This window comes from Cognatiyoonia sp. IB215446 (genome assembly GCF_033963825.1).
In the GTDB taxonomy this organism is placed as follows: Bacteria; Pseudomonadota; Alphaproteobacteria; order Rhodobacterales; family Rhodobacteraceae; genus Yoonia.
Map to the genome: position 1 here is coordinate 266,572 of NZ_JAXBMD010000004.1, position 17,743 is coordinate 284,314.

23 protein-coding genes, 1 tRNA gene and 1 riboswitch are annotated in these 17,743 nt (G+C 59.0%); of the genes, 12 read left to right on the forward strand and 12 right to left on the reverse strand.

The annotated features are described in order from the left end of the window. Positions 1–18: 18 nt before the first annotated feature. From SLH49_RS17215 to SLH49_RS17225, 3 genes are read right to left on the reverse strand one after another with little or no spacing between them, the layout of a single operon-like run. Complete coding sequence (locus SLH49_RS17215; protein ID WP_320270386.1) at positions 19–258, reverse strand: hypothetical protein; 240 nt, start codon at positions 256–258, stop codon at positions 19–21. A 9-nt stretch (positions 259–267) separates the two neighbouring features. Beyond that, positions 268–771, reverse strand: coding sequence for a hypothetical protein (locus SLH49_RS17220; RefSeq protein WP_320270387.1), 504 nt, complete (start codon positions 769–771; stop codon positions 268–270). After that, positions 771–1,094 (reverse strand): iron-sulfur cluster assembly accessory protein, encoded by a 324-nt coding sequence (locus SLH49_RS17225; protein ID WP_320270462.1) that lies wholly within the window; start codon positions 1,092–1,094, stop codon positions 771–773. Before SLH49_RS17225 ends, SLH49_RS17220 begins: the two co-directional genes overlap by 1 nt. Before the next feature lie 78 nt (positions 1,095–1,172). Between SLH49_RS17225 and SLH49_RS17230 the strand changes: the two genes are divergently transcribed. The 8 genes from SLH49_RS17230 (at position 1,173) to SLH49_RS17265 (ending at position 8,547) form a co-directional block, all read left to right on the forward strand. Further along, the gene (locus tag SLH49_RS17230; protein WP_320270388.1) at positions 1,173–2,345 is read left to right on the forward strand and encodes a deoxyguanosinetriphosphate triphosphohydrolase; all 1,173 of its coding nucleotides are present in this window, start codon (positions 1,173–1,175) and stop codon (positions 2,343–2,345) included. 55 nt (positions 2,346–2,400) lie between these two features. Further along, positions 2,401–3,069 carry an SGNH/GDSL hydrolase family protein gene (locus SLH49_RS17235; protein ID WP_320270389.1) on the forward strand — a complete coding sequence of 223 codons (669 nt, stop codon included), beginning with the start codon at positions 2,401–2,403 and terminating at the stop codon, positions 3,067–3,069. A 91-nt stretch (positions 3,070–3,160) separates the two neighbouring features. Next, the gene (gene argS, locus SLH49_RS17240; RefSeq protein WP_320270390.1) at positions 3,161–4,900 is read left to right on the forward strand and encodes an arginine--tRNA ligase; all 1,740 of its coding nucleotides are present in this window, start codon (positions 3,161–3,163) and stop codon (positions 4,898–4,900) included. A 70-nt stretch (positions 4,901–4,970) separates the two neighbouring features. Then, complete coding sequence (locus SLH49_RS17245; RefSeq protein ID WP_320270391.1) at positions 4,971–5,876, forward strand: SPOR domain-containing protein; 906 nt, start codon at positions 4,971–4,973, stop codon at positions 5,874–5,876. Continuing rightward, positions 5,877–6,866, forward strand: a complete 990-nt coding sequence (locus tag SLH49_RS17250; protein WP_320270392.1) for a glycoside hydrolase family 3 N-terminal domain-containing protein — start codon at positions 5,877–5,879, stop codon at positions 6,864–6,866. Positions 6,867–6,872: 6 nt separating this feature from the next. Continuing rightward, a complete protein-coding gene (locus SLH49_RS17255; RefSeq protein WP_320270393.1) occupies positions 6,873–7,667 on the forward strand; it encodes a ScpA family protein in 795 nt (264 codons plus the stop codon). Beyond that, on the forward strand, positions 7,660–8,301 hold the full coding sequence (gene scpB, locus SLH49_RS17260) for an SMC-Scp complex subunit ScpB (RefSeq protein WP_320270394.1): 642 nt from the start codon (positions 7,660–7,662) through the stop codon (positions 8,299–8,301). Before SLH49_RS17255 ends, scpB begins: the two co-directional genes overlap by 8 nt. A 45-nt stretch (positions 8,302–8,346) precedes the next feature. Then, entirely contained in the window at positions 8,347–8,547 is a 201-nt protein-coding gene (locus SLH49_RS17265; RefSeq protein ID WP_320270395.1) for a hypothetical protein, read from the forward strand. A gap of 28 nt (positions 8,548–8,575) precedes the next feature. Here the strand turns inward: SLH49_RS17265 and SLH49_RS17270 are convergent, their stop codons facing one another. The 8 genes from SLH49_RS17270 to SLH49_RS17305 all read right to left on the reverse strand — a co-directional run bounded on the left by SLH49_RS17270 (position 8,576) and on the right by SLH49_RS17305 (position 13,872). Next, complete coding sequence (locus SLH49_RS17270) at positions 8,576–9,655, reverse strand: 2'-deoxycytidine 5'-triphosphate deaminase (RefSeq protein WP_320270396.1); 1,080 nt, start codon at positions 9,653–9,655, stop codon at positions 8,576–8,578. Positions 9,656–9,717: 62 nt separating this feature from the next. Beyond that, positions 9,718–9,794, reverse strand: a tRNA-Pro gene (locus tag SLH49_RS17275). Positions 9,795–9,853: 59 nt separating this feature from the next. Further along, positions 9,854–10,429 carry a MerR family transcriptional regulator gene (locus SLH49_RS17280; protein WP_320270397.1) on the reverse strand — a complete coding sequence of 192 codons (576 nt, stop codon included), beginning with the start codon at positions 10,427–10,429 and terminating at the stop codon, positions 9,854–9,856. A 3-nt stretch (positions 10,430–10,432) separates the two neighbouring features. After that, positions 10,433–10,735 carry an integration host factor subunit alpha gene (gene ihfA / locus SLH49_RS17285; RefSeq protein ID WP_320238791.1) on the reverse strand — a complete coding sequence of 101 codons (303 nt, stop codon included), beginning with the start codon at positions 10,733–10,735 and terminating at the stop codon, positions 10,433–10,435. A gap of 98 nt (positions 10,736–10,833) precedes the next feature. Then, on the reverse strand, positions 10,834–11,805 hold the full coding sequence (locus SLH49_RS17290; protein WP_320270398.1) for a beta-ketoacyl-ACP synthase III: 972 nt from the start codon (positions 11,803–11,805) through the stop codon (positions 10,834–10,836). Between the two features lie 14 nt (positions 11,806–11,819). Next, a complete protein-coding gene (plsX, locus tag SLH49_RS17295) occupies positions 11,820–12,932 on the reverse strand; it encodes a phosphate acyltransferase PlsX (RefSeq protein WP_320270399.1) in 1,113 nt (370 codons plus the stop codon). Between the two features lie 24 nt (positions 12,933–12,956). After that, positions 12,957–13,163, reverse strand: a complete 207-nt coding sequence (rpmF, locus tag SLH49_RS17300; protein WP_320238788.1) for a 50S ribosomal protein L32 — start codon at positions 13,161–13,163, stop codon at positions 12,957–12,959. A 163-nt stretch (positions 13,164–13,326) separates the two neighbouring features. Further along, a complete protein-coding gene (locus SLH49_RS17305) occupies positions 13,327–13,872 on the reverse strand; it encodes a DUF177 domain-containing protein (RefSeq protein WP_320270400.1) in 546 nt (181 codons plus the stop codon). A gap of 81 nt (positions 13,873–13,953) precedes the next feature. On the opposite strand from SLH49_RS17305, the gene SLH49_RS17310 reads away from it, so the two are divergent. From SLH49_RS17310 to SLH49_RS17320, 3 genes are all read left to right on the forward strand, one after another. After that, on the forward strand, positions 13,954–14,436 hold the full coding sequence (locus SLH49_RS17310; protein ID WP_320270401.1) for an outer membrane protein assembly factor BamE: 483 nt from the start codon (positions 13,954–13,956) through the stop codon (positions 14,434–14,436). An 89-nt stretch (positions 14,437–14,525) separates the two neighbouring features. Beyond that, positions 14,526–14,675, forward strand: a riboswitch (FMN riboswitch). Positions 14,676–14,743: 68 nt separating this feature from the next. Beyond that, positions 14,744–15,601 (forward strand): DMT family transporter, encoded by an 858-nt coding sequence (locus SLH49_RS17315; protein ID WP_320270402.1) that lies wholly within the window; start codon positions 14,744–14,746, stop codon positions 15,599–15,601. A gap of 64 nt (positions 15,602–15,665) precedes the next feature. Continuing rightward, on the forward strand, positions 15,666–16,523 hold the full coding sequence (locus SLH49_RS17320; protein WP_320270403.1) for a hypothetical protein: 858 nt from the start codon (positions 15,666–15,668) through the stop codon (positions 16,521–16,523). Positions 16,524–16,537: 14 nt separating this feature from the next. Here the strand turns inward: SLH49_RS17320 and msrB are convergent, their stop codons facing one another. Beyond that, on the reverse strand, positions 16,538–16,933 hold the full coding sequence (gene msrB, locus SLH49_RS17325; RefSeq protein WP_320270463.1) for a peptide-methionine (R)-S-oxide reductase MsrB: 396 nt from the start codon (positions 16,931–16,933) through the stop codon (positions 16,538–16,540). A 73-nt stretch (positions 16,934–17,006) separates the two neighbouring features. On the opposite strand from msrB, the gene SLH49_RS17330 reads away from it, so the two are divergent. Beyond that, positions 17,007–17,729, forward strand: coding sequence for a GNAT family N-acetyltransferase (locus SLH49_RS17330; RefSeq protein WP_320270404.1), 723 nt, complete (start codon positions 17,007–17,009; stop codon positions 17,727–17,729). The last annotated feature ends 14 nt before the right edge of the window (positions 17,730–17,743 follow it).

Consider the following 17,743-nt stretch of genomic DNA (forward strand, 5'->3'; position numbering starts at 1 on the left):
GCGCGCAAGGCGCGGCGTTCAGTTTTTTGGGGCTTTGAGCTGTGCGCGCTTTGGCACGTCAGAGAGTGCCGCCGTCAAACCCCGAAAAGCGGGGCGACTGTCAGCCTTCATCATATCCTTGCGCAATTGCATGCAGGTAAAGGCCGTATGGGCCACGGCAAGCCCCGCAAGGCCAATCAAGGCCCATTCGACGGGTGTGACTGTCATCATCTCCTGCATCGGTCGCCTCTCAACTGCTGCATCCCTCATATAGTTCATATTGATGCATTATTGAAGTCCCTGCAAAAGCGCCTTGAAATTCTCGTAATTCGCACGCTGGATGCGCAAGCCTGAAATCTTGCGAAAAACGCGCCTGCGAAAGAGTGTGACCGTGGTGACTGCCACGCTTAACACAGCCACCAGAACGGCAGATATGATCGCGTCGCTTTCGCCGATAAAGAGAGTCACGCCAGTCCCGAGGACCACCCCGATCATGCTGCCAAGTGCCAAGCGACTGGGCACCAGATCGCTTTCCATGCGCGCAGCATCCTCGTTCAGATCACGGATTTCATCGGCAAGGCTCTGGCTCATGACCTCAACGATATCGGTGAGCGTCACCGCGTTGCTGTCGCGGGCGCCCACGACCAATCTGTCACGCAGATCAAGACGCGATGCGCCATCCTGCAGTGCCTCTTGCAGCAAACCCACAAACTCGGCCTCATCGACAGGCAAGCGGTGTTCGCCGCTGATCTGATCAAGGATCAGCGCGGCAAGCTTTTCGTTGTTCGGCATTACATGGAGAAGGACGTGCCGCAGCCGCAGGATGATGTGGCATTGGGATTGTTGATGACAAAACGTGCGCCGATCAGCTCTTCCGAGAAATCGATCACGGCATCCGTCAGAAAGGGCAGGGAGATGCTGTCGATCACCACGGTCTCACCCTTGTCGGACAGAACCAGATCATCGTCCTTGGGTTCATCAAGATCAATCTCGTACTGAAATCCCGAACATCCGCCGCCTTCCACGGCAATGCGCAGCGCCTTGCCTTGCGCGGAAGCCCCGATCTCGGCCAGACGTTCAAAGGCACGTTCGGTCACTTTTGGCGGGAGTGTCAGCATGTTAACGGCCCTATCGGTTCGCGGTTGGTTGCAATATAAGGGCGGCAGGCAAGACGGACAAGACAGGCAAAGATCATGGCAGCGCCATATGCGACGGACCCCGCGCACCCGCGGGGCCGGCTTTATGCTGAAGAGGAAAGCGCCTTTCGCTCGCCTTTCCAAAGGGATCGCGACAGGATCATCCATGCAAGCGCCTTTCGGCGGCTCAAGCATAAGACGCAGGTCTTCATCGAACATGAGGGTGATTATTTTCGTACGCGCCTGACCCATTCGATCGAAGTCGCACAGGTCGCGCGCACGGTGGCTGCGGCCTTGGATCTGAATGTCGAACTGACCGAGGCCGTGGCTTTGGCCCATGATCTGGGTCATACGCCCTTTGGCCATACTGGCGAAGAGGCGCTCAATGCGCTGATGCAGCCCTATGGCGGGTTCGATCACAATGCGCAGGCCCTGCATATCGTGACCAATCTGGAGCGGCATTATGCGGAGTGGGACGGGCTGAACCTGACATGGGAAAGCCTTGAGGGCATTGCCAAGCACAATGGCCCGGTGACCGGTGAAATCCCCTATGCGCTTGAGGCGTATAATGCGCGCCATGACCTGGAACTGCACACACATGCGAGCGCCGAGGCGCAGGCGGCGGCCTTGGCCGATGACATCGCCTACAACAATCATGACCTGCATGACGGGTTGCGGGCGGAGCTTTTCAGCACCGATGAACTGGCAGAACTACCGATCCTGAAGGATTGTTTCGGGAGGGTCGATGCCAAATACCCGGGGCTTAATTACTATCGGCGTCGGCACGAGGCGTTGCGCCGGTTTTTCGGGGTCTTGGTCGAAGATGTGATCAATATCAGCCGTCAGAACATTACTGACCTGTCACCACGAAACGTGCAGGACATTCGCGATGCCGGACGGATGATGGTGCAGTTTTCGCCAGCGCTTTGGTCGGATCTGAAGGTCATCCGACAGTTTTTGTTCGAACGCATGTATCGCGCGCCCCGCGTGGTCGAGATGCGGGTTGTCGTGACGAAGATGATCAACGAACTATTCGCTTTCTTCCTCGAAAACACCGACGAGTTGCCAAAGCAGTGGCGCAAGGATGTGGCAGACGCGCCGGATCAAACAGCACTTTCACGCATCGTGGCGGACTACATTGCCGGGATGACGGACCGTTTTGCCATTCAGCAACATAAGCGCCTGATTGGCGGCGCCGATGTGCCGCCCGGCGTTATCGACGGCAACTAGTCGCTGGCCCGCAGGACATGTGGACATGTTTCGCAAATTAGTCACAGGATAACAGATGTTTACATGCCTTAACCGCACGTCGATGCTTTGCACCTTCATCCTATGCGCCGCCTGTGACAACGAGTTGGAGCCTGCAAACATACTTGCGATCGGCGACAGTGTGATCTGGTGGAATATCGATGATGCGCAATCGGTGGCCGATGTTGTTGCCGACGAATTGGCGGTCACTGTGACAAACGCTGCTATTCCGGGTGCTGTGTTTCTTGATGCCGGGGATGGGATACCCTCGCAATATCAGCCGGGCCCATGGGAATGGGTGATCATGGATGGAGGTGCGAATGACCTTGGCGTTGTATGCGGTTCTGCTGCTGCAAGTGGTATCACCGAACGCTTGGTCTCCAGCGATGCGAGGGGCGGGGCAATACCCGCTTTCGTGTCGGACGTGCGCGCTGACGGCCCTTCGGTTGTGATCATGGGATACTATTTCGCTCCCGCTGCGGGTGGTGAGTTTGCGGATTGCGAAGCGGATTTTGAGATCTTGAACGCACGTCTAGAAGCCTATGCTGACATGACCAATGGCGTCTTCTTTGCCGCGGCTGCGGACGTGATTGATCCAGGTAACCTGCAGCACTACGACCCAGATCTGATCCACCCTTCGGCGGAGGGCGGCCGTCTCATCGGCGCAAAAATCGCGGATGTGATCCGATCTGCAACCAGTCCCTGAGGCTCTGACCGAAGGTTATTGGCGGCAAAGGCTGCTTGCTCCGCGCGGTGACGGTGATAAACCACCCTGAAACCTCTGTCCTGGAACAAAAATGAACCTTTTTGCTGATATCCGCACCCGTGTTCTGGCCTGTCTTGATCAGATGGTCGCCGATGGCACTTTGCCTTACGGTCTGTCGACCACTGCGATCACGGTTGAGCCGCCGCGCGACGCCGCACATGGGGATATGGCCACGAATGCCGCGATGGTGCTAGCCAAGCCCGCGCAGATGAAGCCGCGCGATATTGCTGAAAAGCTGGCAGAGCATCTTCAGGCCGATCCGCAGATCGCCGTCGCCGAGGTGGCCGGGCCGGGTTTCCTGAACATGCGGCTGGTCCCGGATGTTTGGCAGGGCGTCATCAAAGCCGCACTCAGCGATCCCGATTTCGGCAAATCCACGTTGGGGCAGGGCCAGAAAATGATGGTCGAGTATGTCTCGGCCAACCCGACGGGGCCGCTGCATGTGGGTCATACGCGCGGCGCTGTCTTTGGCGACGCATTGGCGCGGCTTTTGGACTATGCGGGCTTTGACGTTACCAAGGAATACTACATCAACGACGGTGGTGCGCAGGTCGATGTGCTCGCGCGGTCGGTCTATCTGCGCTATCTGGAGGCGCATGGGCAGGAGGTGGCCTTTCCTGACGGGACCTATCCGGGTGACTATCTCATCCCGCTTGGTCATGCGCTGAAAGACAAAGTCGGTGATCAGTTCCTTGATAAGGGCGAGCAATACTGGCTGGAAGAAATCCGTGAATTCGCGACCGAAGCGATGATGGACCTGATCCGCGAAGACCTTGCACAGCTTGGCGTGACCATGGACAGCTTCTTTTCCGAAAAGTCGCTCTATGGCACTGGCCTGATCGAAAAGGCGATTGAGGCGCTTGATGAAAAGGGCCTGATCTATCGCGGCGTACTTGAGCCGCCAAAAGGCAAGGTGCCCGAGGATTGGGAGCCGCGCGAGCAGACGCTTTTCCGCTCCACCGCCCATGGCGACGATGTTGATCGCCCGGTGCAGAAATCGGACGGATCATGGACTTATTTTGCCCCGGATATCGCGTATCATTATGACAAGGTCGAACGTGGGTTTGACCAGTTGATTGACGTCTTTGGTGCGGATCACGGCGGTTACGTCAAACGGATGAAAGCGGCGGTTGCCGCACTTTCAGACGGCAAAGTGCCACTCGATATCAAACTGACACAGCTTGTGAAGCTTTATAAGAATGGCGAGCCGTTCAAGATGTCGAAGCGTGCGGGGACATTCGTGACCCTGCGCGATGTGGTGGATCAGGTCGGCGCCAACGTCACCCGGTTCCACATGCTGACCCGCAAGAACGACGCACCGCTTGATTTCGATTTCGACAAGGTGCTGGAGCAGTCGAAGGACAATCCGGTCTTCTACGTCAACTACGCTTATGCCCGCGTAAACTCGGCTGTGGGCAAGGCCTCTGCATTTGCAAGCGTCGATGACGCGACCTTGGCGGGTGTTGACTTGTGTGGTCTGACGGATGAGGCGGAACTGACGCTGATCAAAAAGCTCGCCGAATGGCCGCGTCTGGTTGAGATTGCGGCGAAGGGTCATGAACCCCACCGCATTGCTTTTTACCTCTATGATCTCGCCTCTGATTTCCACGCGCTCTACAACAAGGGCAACGACGATCCCGCCTTGCGCTTTGTCCAAGAGGGTGACTCAGATACCACACAGGCGAAAATTGCCCTGATCCGGACCGTAGCGATTGTTATTTCGCACGGTCTTGGTATTCTTGGTGTCGTTCCGGTGGAAGAGATGCGTTAACGCACGAACTGCCGGATCGAGCTGGTGAAATGACCCATTAAGCCAAAACGGCACGGGCAGTGAGGCAGAGATGGCAGTTTATGATGAGGGGTTTGCCCCGTCGGGCGGCGCAGGTCGCGCAAGTGTTTTCGCAAATTACGCAGGGGCGGCACTGTCGCTTGCCATGATTATTGGCGTGGCCTTTTGGGGCTACAAGCTGATCATGCGGGATGTCAGCGGTATTCCGGTTGTGCGCGCGATGGAAGGCGAAATGCGGGTGCTGCCCGATAATCCAGGCGGTGCTGTTGCCTTGCATACTGGCCTGGCTGTCAACGAAGTTGCCGCAGTGGGCGAGGCGGGCGGTCCCGAAGACCGGCTGGTACTGGCACCGCGCACCGCTGGATTGGCGCAGGAAGATCTGGAGGCGCAGCCGCAAGCCGAGGTGGCGGAGATCGTGCCGGCAAGCCTGAGCGCCGATATCACAGAACCCACGCAGCCTGTTGCCGAGAACCGCGAGGAGACCACGACCGATGACGTGTTGGCCATTGTCGAGCAAATCGCAGCCGAGGTTGCGGAGGCGGAAGCCATACCCGCTGTCGCCGTGATCCCGGCGTCGGTGCCCGGCGTCTCCGTTTCGCTGCGCCCGCTGATCCGGCCTGCCAGCTTGCAGGTTACGACCGCGCCCGCTGCCCCGGCAGAGTCTACAAACAACAGCGAAGTGGCTGTCTCAACAACGTCTTTCGCAGCGGGCACCAATCTGGTGCAACTCGGTGCCTTCACCTCACCCAGCCTCGCAGCGCAGGAATGGGACCGCTTAGAGGGTCGGTTTGGTGAACTAATGACCGGGCATGACCGTGTCATTCAGGTCAGCAACCAATCCAGCAATACATGGTACCGTCTGCGCGCCAGCGGCTTTGCGGACCGGGCCGAAGCGCGGCGTTTCTGTGCTGCTCTCTCTGCCGAAGGGGCCGAGTGTATCGCCGTCGTGGTCGACTAAGTGCCAAACACAGCCGCGATTTTCGGGCCTGAAGGGCTCAAGATTACCCCATGGGAACGCGACTTTTTTCGTGATGCCGACCCGCTCGGCTTCATCGTCTTTGCGCGCAATATCGAGAACCCTGATCAACTGCGCCGTTTGACCGATGACCTGCGCGAAAGCGTTGGACGAGACGCGCCGATCCTGATTGATCAGGAGGGCGGTCGCGTGCAGCGCATGCGCGCGCCCCATTGGCGTGAATATCTGCCTGCGCTCGACCAGATGCAGCGCGCCAGTGACCCGATGCGCGCGCAATGGATCCGCAACCGGCTGATTGCTGCGGAATTGAATGCGGTTGGCATCAATGTGAATTGCGCGCCCTTGGCCGACCTTGTTGAGGACGCCACTCATCCCGTGCTGCGCAACAGGCTCTATGGCGGTGATATCGCCACCGTGGTCGAGGCCGCGCGCATATGTGCAGAGGCGCACTTGGCGGGCGGCGTCTTGCCGGTCCTGAAACACATTCCCGGCTATGGACGCGCGGCAGTGGACAGTCACAGAGACTTGCCGCGTGTTGATGCGGAAAGAACCGCACTCGACGCCCATGATTTCGCGCCGTTCCGCGCCTTGAACGACATCGCGATGGGCATGACCGCCCATATCGTCTTTAGCGCGATTGATCCCGCTTACCCTGCCACCACATCGACTAAAATGATGCAGGTCATTCGGCAGGATATCGGTTTTGACGGGCTGATCATGACCGATGATCTGTCGATGGAGGCTTTGTCTGGGACGGTCGCAGAACGGGCCTCAGCTGCCATCGCTGCGGGGTGCGACATCATCCTGCATTGCAACGGCAAGCCGGATGAGATGGAGGCCGTGGCGGAAGCCGCGGGCGAGATGACCGAAGCGGCCAAGACCCGCGCAAATCGCGCGCTGGCGCAGCGAAAAACCCCTGATGACATTGACATCCCATTGCTAGAAGCGGAATTTGCAGCGCTATTGGATTGAGGGCGCATGCAGGGCGACGAGTTTCAGGAAGACACGATCAGCGTGACCGAGCGCATGGCCGCCGAGGCCCTGATCGTGGATGTCGGCGCGTTCGAAGGGCCGCTTGACCTGCTCTTGACCCTGTCGCGCACGCAAAAGGTCGATCTGCGCCAAATCTCGATCCTCGCATTGGCCGAGCAATATCTGGCCTTCGTCGAAAAGGCCAAGCAACTCCGCCTCGAACTCGCCGCCGATTATCTGGTGATGGCGGCCTGGCTCGCCTTTCTGAAATCCCGTCTCCTTTTGCCGCCCGATCCGGCAGAAGAGGGGCCGACGGGTGAAGAGCTTGCCGCACATCTGGCCTTCCAACTCGAACGCCTGCAGGCGATGCGTGAGGCCGCCGCGAAACTGATGGCGCGTGACCAGTTGGGGCGTGATTTCTTCGCGCGCGGGATCACCGAAGACGTCCAGCGCGTCCGCAAGGTAACCTATACAGCCACGCTGCTCGACCTGATGCAGGGCTATGCGCGCATCCGCACACGCGATGATTTCCGGCCATTCGTGATGGACCGCCAGCATGTCATGACGATGGAGCAGGCGCTGGAACGCATGCGCCATCTGATTGGTTTTGCCGGTGACTGGACGGATATCTCAAGCTATCTGCCCGATGGCTGGGATGTCGATCCGCAGCGGGTCCGCTCAACCACCGCGGCCACCTTTGCCGCTTCGCTTGAACTGGCAAAGGAAGGCAAGATCGAAATCCGGCAGGGCGAGACCTTCGCGCCCATTCAGATCCGCAAGAAAGCCCCGAAAGATGAGTAAGCCCGAAAACGACAGCCTGTTCGAGGCCCCGCCCATGGGAGAGCAGGAAAGGATGGTTGAGGCCATTCTTTTCGCCACCGCCGACCCTGTCAGCATCACAGAGCTTGTCGGGCGCATGCCCCATGGCTGCGACCCGGCAGAGGCGATTGTGCATTTGCGCAAACGCTATGAGGGCAGGGGGGTGAACGTCGTGAAGGTGGGGGACGCGTGGGCCATCCGCACTGCCCCCGATCTGGGGTTTCTCATGCAGAAAGAGACGGTCGAGACCCGCAAGCTGAGCCGTGCGGCCATCGAAACGCTGGCGATCATCGCCTATCACCAGCCGGTCACCCGCGCCGAGATCGAGGAAATTCGTGGCGTGAGCGTCAGCCGTGGGACGATTGATCAGTTGATTGAGATGGAATGGATTCGGTTTGGCCGTCGCAAGATGACGCCGGGCCGCCCCGTGACATTCGTGGTCACGCAAGGATTTCTTGACCATTTCGGCCTAGAGAATGCGCGCGATCTGCCGGGTCTGAAAGAACTGCGGGCGGCCGGGCTCTTGGAAAACCGACCTCCACCGGGTGCGGCGGCTTTGGCTGATGGCGAAGAGGCGGATGACGACGACAATCAGGCCGAGATGTTTGAAGAATAGCGTGTCAGGCCTACCTGTATTGTGCGGCGGCAGAGGGATGTTTCGATGAACTTGAACCGACTGATCAATATGGGACTGCGCATGCTGGTGCGCAAAGGTATGAATGCCGGAATCGACATGGCTGCGAGACGTGGTAGGAAGCCTGAAGAAATGACGCAGGCCGAACGGCAGAATGCCCAGAAGGCGAAGCAAACCACACATCAGGCGCGGCGGGGAATGAATATCGTCAGGCGGTTGATGCGTTAGGCGGAGAAAAAGCGGTAAGCGATCCGCTTTACATTCGAAAATGCTTCGACAGCTTCAAGCCTTGCCCCTGATAGTTGGATTTGATCTCGCGCCCGTAAAGCGCCTCTGGCAAGGCGGCCATGTTTTCATAGACCAACCGGCCCACGACCTGCCCATGTTCCAGCACAAACGGGGCTTCGTGGCAGCGCACCTCCAAAACACCGCGTGACCCCGCGCCCCCTGCTGCGGCATAGCCAAAGCCGGGGTCGAAGAACCCCGCATAGTGGACACGAAACTCGCCAACCATCGCCAGATAGGGCGCCATTTCGGCAGCTTGCATGGGCGGGATGACGATCGCCTCTCGGCTGACGAGGATGTAGAACGCGCCCGGGTCGAGGATAATCCAGCCGTCGTCGGTATGGACAGGCTCCCAGAACTCCGCCGGGTCGTAGTGGTTCAGTTTCGACAGATCGATCACCCCGGTATGGGGTTTGGCGCGGTAGCCGACAAGGTTGCCTTGTTCCGGGCGCAGATCAACCGAAAAGCCCAGACCGTCCGAGATGACCGGATCGCCCGAGACGATGGGGCTTTCGGCGTGCAAGGCGCGCAGGGCGTCATCAGACATGAACGTCTTGCCCTGGCGAAAGATAATCTGGTTCAGCATCTGACCGGTTTGCGCCACCACAGAGAAGGAGCGGGGGCATATTTCGACGTAAAGCGGGCCTTGGTAGCCCTCTGGCACGCGGTCGAATTCGATCCCGTGATCGGTGATGATACGGGTCAAAAGATCGAGACGCCCGATGGAGGATTTGGCACTGGCTGCGGCGGTCATGCCGTTGGGAAGATTGAGGTTTTCCATCAGTGGGACGACATAGACGCATCCCTTTTCCAGCACCGCGCCCTTGGTCAGATCAATCGAATGCATCTGGAAATCAGCCAGGCGGGCGGCAACCGTGCGCGACCGGCCCGCAAGAAACGACGCGCGCACCCGGTAAGCCACCTCCCCCAATCGCAGATCAAGCGAGGCGGGTTGGATTTGTGCGGACGTGATCTCTTCCTGCGCCGAGATCGCATCATCAGCGATCAGCGCTTTGATCTGGTGATCGGCCTGAACGCCGCCTTTCGTCATTAACCGCCCCCTCCAGACAGCACAACGCCCGCTGCGCAGACGCACAAGCGGGCGGTTATGATTGGTCGGGCTAGCAGGACTTGAACCTGCGACCTTCCGTCCCCCAGACGGACGCGCTACCAGGCTGCGCCATAGCCCGACTGCAGGCCTTCATAACGATATTGGGTGAAGGAGCAAGCCCGAAAAGCATCGCGTGGCTCAGGCGTTTTGCATGCCGTCACGCAAGGCTTCCAGCCGCGCAAGAAGCGGCGCTATGGCGGCCGCCTGTTCCCGGATCGCTGCCGTATCGGTGGAAATTTGCCCCAGCAGACGTCCGGGGATGTCGGGCAGGTCGGTGGGCAAATCGGGTAAATCGATCTGGAGGGCAGGTGGCGGCGTCTCGTCCACAAACGGGAAGGCATCCTGAACCGGCGCGGCGGGTGCTGGCTTCGGTGCCGCTTTGACAGGCGCAGGTTTCGGTGCCGGTTTGGGCGCAACTTTGACGTCTGGGGTAGGGTCGGTCATCGACTGACCCAGCCCAGCCACGTACTTCACGCCTTTTTCGCGCAAAAGCTTCTGGGTGCCTTTGATGGTTAACCCATCTTCATGCAAAAGCTGCTTGATACCCCCCAGCAAATCCATGTCAGTGGGGCGGTAATAACGGCGTCCGCCTGCGCCCTTGACCGGTTTGATCTGGCTGAACTTGCTTTCCCAAAAGCGCAGAACATGGGTGGGGGTGTCCAACCACTCCGCGACCTCACTGATCGTGCGAAAGGCGTCCTTGGCCTTGGCCATCGATCAGCGCTTGTTGCCTGCTGCCACGCGATCTTTCATCAGATGCGAGGGGCGAAAGGTCAGCACGCGGCGGGGATGGATCGGCACTTCCTCACCGGTTTTCGGGTTACGCCCGATGCGGGCGGCTTTTTCGCGGACAGAGAAGGTGCCGAAAGATGAGATTTTGACTGTTTCGCCGCGCACCAGCGAGTCCGACACGTGGTTCAGTACGCTTTCCACCAAATCCGCGCTATCGTTTCGGGAGAGGCCAACCTGGCTGTGAACCGCATCTGCAAGGTCCATACGTGTCAGTGTCTTATCGGCCATCATCAATCCCCTGTGTTTTATTGGACGAGCATAGGCTCGCCGGAAATTCAGAGTCAATAACAATGGCTTGGCATTCGGCCTTGACAGTCGCTTTCTGCTTACCAGCGCAGAACGACGGCGCCCCAGGCCAGCCCGCCGCCAATGGCCTCGGTCACGACCAGGTCGCCCTTTTTGATCTGACCGTTGGCGACGCCGACCGAAAGGGCAAGAGGAATCGACGCGGCAGATGTGTTGCCGTGGTCTTGAACAGTCACGACAACGCGGTCCATCCCAACACCCAGTTTCTTGGCCGTGGACTGGATGATGCGGATATTGGCCTGATGCGGCACGACCCAATCGACGTCATCAGCACCCAGCCCGACCTTTTCGAGGGCAGTATCGGCGGTCTGGGCGAGTTTTTCGACCGCATGGCGGAAGACCTCTTTGCCCTCCATCCGCAACATACCGGTATTTTGGGTTGCGACCCCGCCATCGACGTAAAGCAGGTCTTTGTAGCGCCCGTCAGAGTTCAGATCGGTCGCCAGAATGCCGCGATCAGTGTTTTCACCGCTGCCGTCTTCGACGCCCAACACCAGGGCACCCGCACCGTCGCCAAAAAGCACGCATGTGCTGCGATCTGTCCAATCCATGATCCGGCTGAATGTCTCGGCCCCAATCACAAGAACACTGTCCGCCTGACCTGATGCAATCAGCGCATTCGCGTTCGCCAAGGCATAAACGAAACCTGCGCAAACCGCTTGTACATCAAAGGCATAGCCGGTCGTATTGCCGATGGCGTTTTGGACCATTGTTGCCGCAGAAGGGAATGTCATGTCTGCTGTAGATGTCGCCAAGACGATGGCATCAACCGCAGAGCCCTCCAGACCGGCCATTTCGAGAGCTGCCAGTGCGGCCTGGGTCGCAAGCTGCGAAGTGGTTTCACCCGGTGCCGCCAGATGGCGCCGCTCAATGCCCGAGCGCGCCTTGATCCATTCGTCAGTTGTATCGAGCGTTTTTTCGAACTCGGCGTTGGGAACAATGCGCTCAGGCAGGTAATGCCCGACCCCTTTCACCACTGCACGACGTACCATGTTGATTTGCCTGTTTAGGTATCGAGATCGTCTGTCTCAATTTCTTGACCTGCATCTTGGGCAAGTGATGCTGCAGATGCAACCCGCGCCGCCAGTTTATCCGAGAAACCGCTTTGCGCGAGGCGGTAGGCCAGATGCAGCGCCGCCGCCACCCCTGTTTCGTCGGCGGAGCCATGGCTCTTGATCACGGTCTGATTGAGCCCCAGAAAGACACCGCCATTGACGCGCCGCGGGTCAATGCGTTTGCGCAGGCGTTTCAACGAACCGCGTGCAAGCACCGCCGCAACGACGGAGAGCGGCGTTTTCATGAAGGCCGCGCGGAGGAGCTCCGCGATCAGCGTGGCTGTGCCTTCGCCGGTTTTCAGCGCCACATTGCCCGTGAAACCATCGGTGACAATCACGTCGATCTTGTCCGACGGCAAATCGCCGCCTTCGATGAAACCGACATAATCGAACTCACCTTTTTCTGCTGCATCTGCAATGAGTTCGTGGGCAACCTTCAACTCGGCCCGGCCCTTATGCTCTTCGGTGCCCACGTTCAAAAGCCCAATCCGGGGGCGTTCTATATCGAGCCCGTTGCGCGCGTAAGACGCGCCCATAAGCGCATAGGTCAAAAGATCATCTTGATCTGCGCGGATATCGGCGCCTGCATCCAGCATCACATTGAAACCTGCCGGGTTGCGTGAGGGCCAGAGGCAGGCGATGGCAGGCCGGTTCACGCCCTCGGCCTTGCGCAGGCGCAGCATCGACATCGCCATCAGCGCGCCGGTATTGCCGCAGCTGACGCAAACCGCCGCCTCACCATTGCGCACCGCCTCAATCGCCGACCACATGGAAGTCTTTTTGCCGTGCCGCAGCGCCTGGCTGGGCTTATCGGTCATCTCGACAACGTCTGTGGCGTTGGAGATTGCGACGCGATCCGCGATCTTGTGCTTTTCGACGAGCCGTTTCAGCTCTTTCTTCGGGCCATGCAGGACGGCGCGCGCCTCTGTCGCCTTGCCCATAAACTTGGCAAGGCCTGCAACCACAATTGCAGGCCCCTGATCGCCACCCATGGCGTCGACGGAAAGCACATTGCTCGCAGCATGCCCGGATTGCGGCGCTGCGTCCGTCTGGGCTTGTGTCATGCTGCTGCGCCTCTGGCTGGCGATTTATGCCGCGTCGTCTTCGAGGTCGATTTCGTTGGTGTCGGCAATCACTTCACGCGATGCGTAGTGACCGCAAGACGGGCACACGTGATGTGGGCGCTTCAATTCACCACAATTGTCGCATTCAACAGCATTCGCGCCGGTCAGCGCGTGATGTGAACGCCGGTTGTTGCGGCGCGATTTGGATACTTTGTTTTGCTGGACAGCCATGTCTCAACCCTATGATAGTAGGGCGTCGCGCCCTGATTTCCGTGCATCTGGCCGGGTCCTACGCCATTGCGGTAGCCCTGTCGAGACGCGATGTAAAAGAGGCCGCGAACATACTGCGATTCCGCATTTGTGCAAGCCTTTTTCCGCGTGTCTGTTGCGCGGCTTATTTGCCTTTCTTTTCAAGCTCTTCGCGCAAGGCACCGAGGGCGGCAAACGGTCTTGCAGCCTCATCCGTCATCGGTGTGACGCCGGGTTCGGCAAAAACGGTCTCGTCCAGCTGCGCACCTTCACTGCGCGGATAATCGGGGAGGGCGAGTGCCAAGGCCTCGATCATCACCGCGTTCAGGTCAAGAACGGTAGGCAGCGGCTCGACCGTATCATCTTCGGGCATCTCGCTTTCGCCGCCATCAGGTTCGACCCAATCCGCGACGTAGCTGCGGGTCACCTCCACATCGATCCGTGTCGTTACCGGATCAAGCGTGGTGACGCATGGCTGCACAACCGTTGCCCCCAGCGTGCCGTCAAGTGCCCAATCGCGGGCACCTTTGGTGGTCAATTGACCTGCAAAGCGTAATTTCCTGATTTGTGTGATCCCAAGTTCGTCGGCGATCCCCGCACGCTCTTCTGCGGTGGGCACAAGCGCAAAGTCGGTGGCCCGCCGGTTGGGCAGATCCGCCAAACGCAAGTGTGAAGGGGGCAGGGCGGTCACGGGTGCTTCCATTCTTGAACAGGGTCAGGTCGTGCTGTAGGGGAGATAAAAGCCCAAAGATGCCAAAGCAAGAGGCCCGCGATGATCCGCCATTTCCCGCTTTCCCCCAGCCTGCGTATGCTAGGTATTGTGCTGGGCGTTGCCGCGGCTGCTGGCTGCACACGGATGGAGCGGTTTCACGGCTTTGCCCCTTCGGAGGGGGATCTTGAGTCTGTGCAGGTCGGCCAGACCACCAAGGATGCGGTCCTGGCGAGTTTTGGCCCGCCCGTCTCTGACGGAACGCTCGACAATAATGCGGTCTACTACGTTTCCAGCAGGTTTGAGTTTTTTGGCCCATTCGCGCCAGAGGAGACAGACCGGCAGGTGGTTGCGATCCGCTTTGACGGAAACGATGTGGTGCGCGATGTCGGGCGGTACACGTTACAAGACGGGCAGGTTGTAGCGCTTGACCGGCGTGTGACCGAGGGCGGGATCAATGACGTGACGCTGCTGGGCCAGCTTCTGCGGTCCTTCGGACGGTTCAACGCAGCGACCATTCTGGGCGAAGAACCACAGGACTTCTAGTTGGTGGGCCATTGGCCGAATGGCATGTGCCACGAGCTACAAGCTAATTGATACAGTATTGATGCATTTGAGAATCGCCGCTATGGTTCCCCTGTTCTCAGGGCGGGGCGGAATTCCCCACCGGCGGTATGGGGCCATCGGCCCCGAGCCCGCGAGCGCCTTTGGTCGTGCCAAAGGGTCTAGCAGATCAGGTGAGAGGCCTGAGCCGACGGTCATAGTCCGGATGGAAGAGAGCGGGTTGAACGGGCTTTGCGCCCGATCTGTCCTGTTTGCCTTGGGTCTCGCTGGGGAAGAAAGGACAGATGCGATGATCCAGATGGAAATGAAAAGAGGGGCCGTGATTGGCCCAATGTATTTTGTCACTGCCGGGGCACTTTTTGCCGGTGCAAACACGGCGGTGCAGGGGGCGGCGATGCTTTATGGCGTGCCGTCACCCACGATTGCCTTTTGGCAATATGCCCTGGCCGCACTGGCCGCCTTGCCACTTGTCTGGCATGCGCCTTGGCGGACGGACAGGCCAGGGTTGCACATTTTGCGCGTGGTTCTGGCGGCCATTGGCGTGCAATTCTGGGTGGCCGGTCTCGCCCATGTGCCGATCTGGCAGGCGGTGGCGTTGATTCTGACCTCTCCGCTTTTCGTGACGCTGGGCGCGGGCCTGTTTCTGCGAGAGCGGCTGACATGGTCGCGTGTCATGGCCGTTTTGCTGGGTGGCTTTGGCGGTGTTCTGATCCTCGCACCTTGGGAGGAGGCGTTCAGTTGGGCCGCGTTGCTGCCTGTTGGTGCAGCAGCGTTCTGGGCGGGTTCGTCGCTTGTGACCAAGCTTCTCACCCGGACCGAGGATGCGGGTACCTTGACGCTGGCGTTGCTTGTGTTGCTGGTGCCCATCAACGGGGTTGCAGCGTTGGAGGCCGGGTTCGTTGTGACGGCAGAGGCGCTGTGGCTGGTGGCCTTGTCGGGCCTGTTGATCGCAGGGGCGCAATACTTATTGGCCAAAGCCTATGTGGTCGCTGATGCCGCTTATCTGCAGCCGTTCGACCATCTAAAGTTACCGCTCAACGTGTTGTTGGGGCTGGTGTTTTTCGGCTTTGCCCCACCGGGGCTGATGTGGGTCGGCGCAGCCGTGATTTTGCTTGCGGGGGCATGGGTAATGCGCGAGGAAGCGTAGGGCAAATGTTCAGGCTGCGGGACGGCCTTATGTCGTGATAGAAGCGATTTTGAGGGAGTGTGATTTGAAAATCCGCAAGAATCTCTTAGCGACTTTGCTTGCCATCGTTCCTGCCGCGATATCGGCAGACCAAATCGCCGAAGAGGCAATCAACGCTTACTTTGCGAACTACAGGGTTCTGGATGATCATCCCGGATGCAATGGCATCGGTCAGACGCCATACGAGATTTTTTTCGAGGCAAGCGATGTCCGTTTCAGCGTTGTTCATCACCCCACCGGCCAAAGCCTTCAACCAATGAGGCATAGCGTTGTATCCGGAGCAGTCGAACCCATTATCGTCGAACGCCCGCGCTGTTATCGCACAGAACGACGCGGCACCGAACCAATCCAAATAGAAGTCGCATGTGCGGGTGATCAGCCTAGTGAGGACCCCTTTGCTAGGCTGTCTGTGGAAAATGCATCACTTTCCATTTCAGCGCGTGTCGAGGCCTGCCTGTCTTTTTCGCAGTTTGATCTCCTTGATGGATCGTGGGACGCGCAACTTCAAAACGGGCTGCAAACAACATCTTCTCAAGGTTCTTTTCTGATGCGTCCCGAAACGACCTGCAGTCAATCTGTGCCTGCACAGCGTCCGTTCGCGACACTGGACTATGCCATGTCGGGTATTTGGGCAAATCCGGGTGACTACTCACGCTGGCGGCGCGCAAATAATTACAACGAGGCTGCCGCGCCGTCTCTTTTTCGATTGGTTCTGAAAGGACTTCCGCTGTCATCCGCCAACGATATGGCCGCATTTGCAATTGATGCTGCGACCTACTTCTTCGTCATTAATGAGGGTGGTGCAGGTTGTCCGGATGGCATTTGCGAGCTGCCGCGGCTTGGGCTTTTGGCGGTCGGGAGTGACACACAGGTTTGCCCCTAGGTGTTCGATGATGATCACTCATCCTCTGCCTCAAATTCCAAAGCCACCCCATTAATACAATACCGCAATCCCGTCGGCTGCGGACCATCAGGAAAGACATGGCCCAGATGCGCGTCGCAGCGGTTGCAGTGGACCTCGGTCCGTTTCATGAAAAAGCTGCGGTCGATGCTTTCGCCGACAATCTCGGTATCGATGGGCTGATAGAATGACGGCCAGCCGGTGCCGCTTTCGAACTTATGGGCTTGATCAAAGACCGGCGCGTTGCAGCAGACGCATTTATAGCTGCCGGGTCCTTTGGGAAAGTCCTCATGCGTGCCCGCCCGCTCTGTCCCGTGTTTGCGGGTGACCTTATAGGCCAGATCGCTGAGCTGTTCGCGCCACTCTGCATCCGATTTGACGATCTTTTCCATCGGTTTCATCTTCCTTTTGCCTTGCTTGCGCTTAACCTAGGCCCCACGGATCGGTTCGCCAAGGTGAGGCCATATGACAATTGCGTTGCGCAAAGGCGCCTATGTGGTGCGTCTGGCCGATGGGCCTGCCGATATGGCGGCCTGTCAGCAGATGCGGCACGTCTGCTTTTGCGGCGGCACAGGCGTGGATGCGGATCGGTTTGATCATCTCTCGCATCACATCATGGTCGAGGATCTTGGCAGAGGCCTTGTGGCCACCCTGCGCGTGGCGATCTGGCCGGATGGTCGCGCCATGCTTGGCGGCTACGCCGCGCAGTTCTATGACCTGTCCCGTTTGGCAGCAGCGCGCGGCCCATTTGCCGAGATCGGGCGGTTCTGCATCGACCCCGCCGTGCGGGATGCTGACGTCCTGCGGGTGATTTGGGGGGCGTTGGCCCGGATCGTGGACACCGAAGATGTCCGCTATTTGATCGGGTGCACGAGCTTTGCGGGGCTTGATCCCGCGCCCTATCAAGCCGCCTTCGCCCTTCTTGGCATGCGGCATGTGGCGCCTGGGCATTTGCGCCCGGCGGTGAAAGCGGGTGAAGTTACGCATTTCTCGACGGGTCCACGCGACATGAAAAGCGCCCTGCGCCAGATGCCCGCCCTTTTGCGCAGTTATCTGATGATGGGTGGCTGGGTCAGTGACCATGCGGTGGTCGACCGTGACCTGCAGACGCTTCACGTCTTCACTTGTGTGCCTGTCGCAAGCATTCCTACGGCGCGCGCGAAGGCGCTGCGCGCTGTCGCTGGTTGACCCTTTCGGCGCGC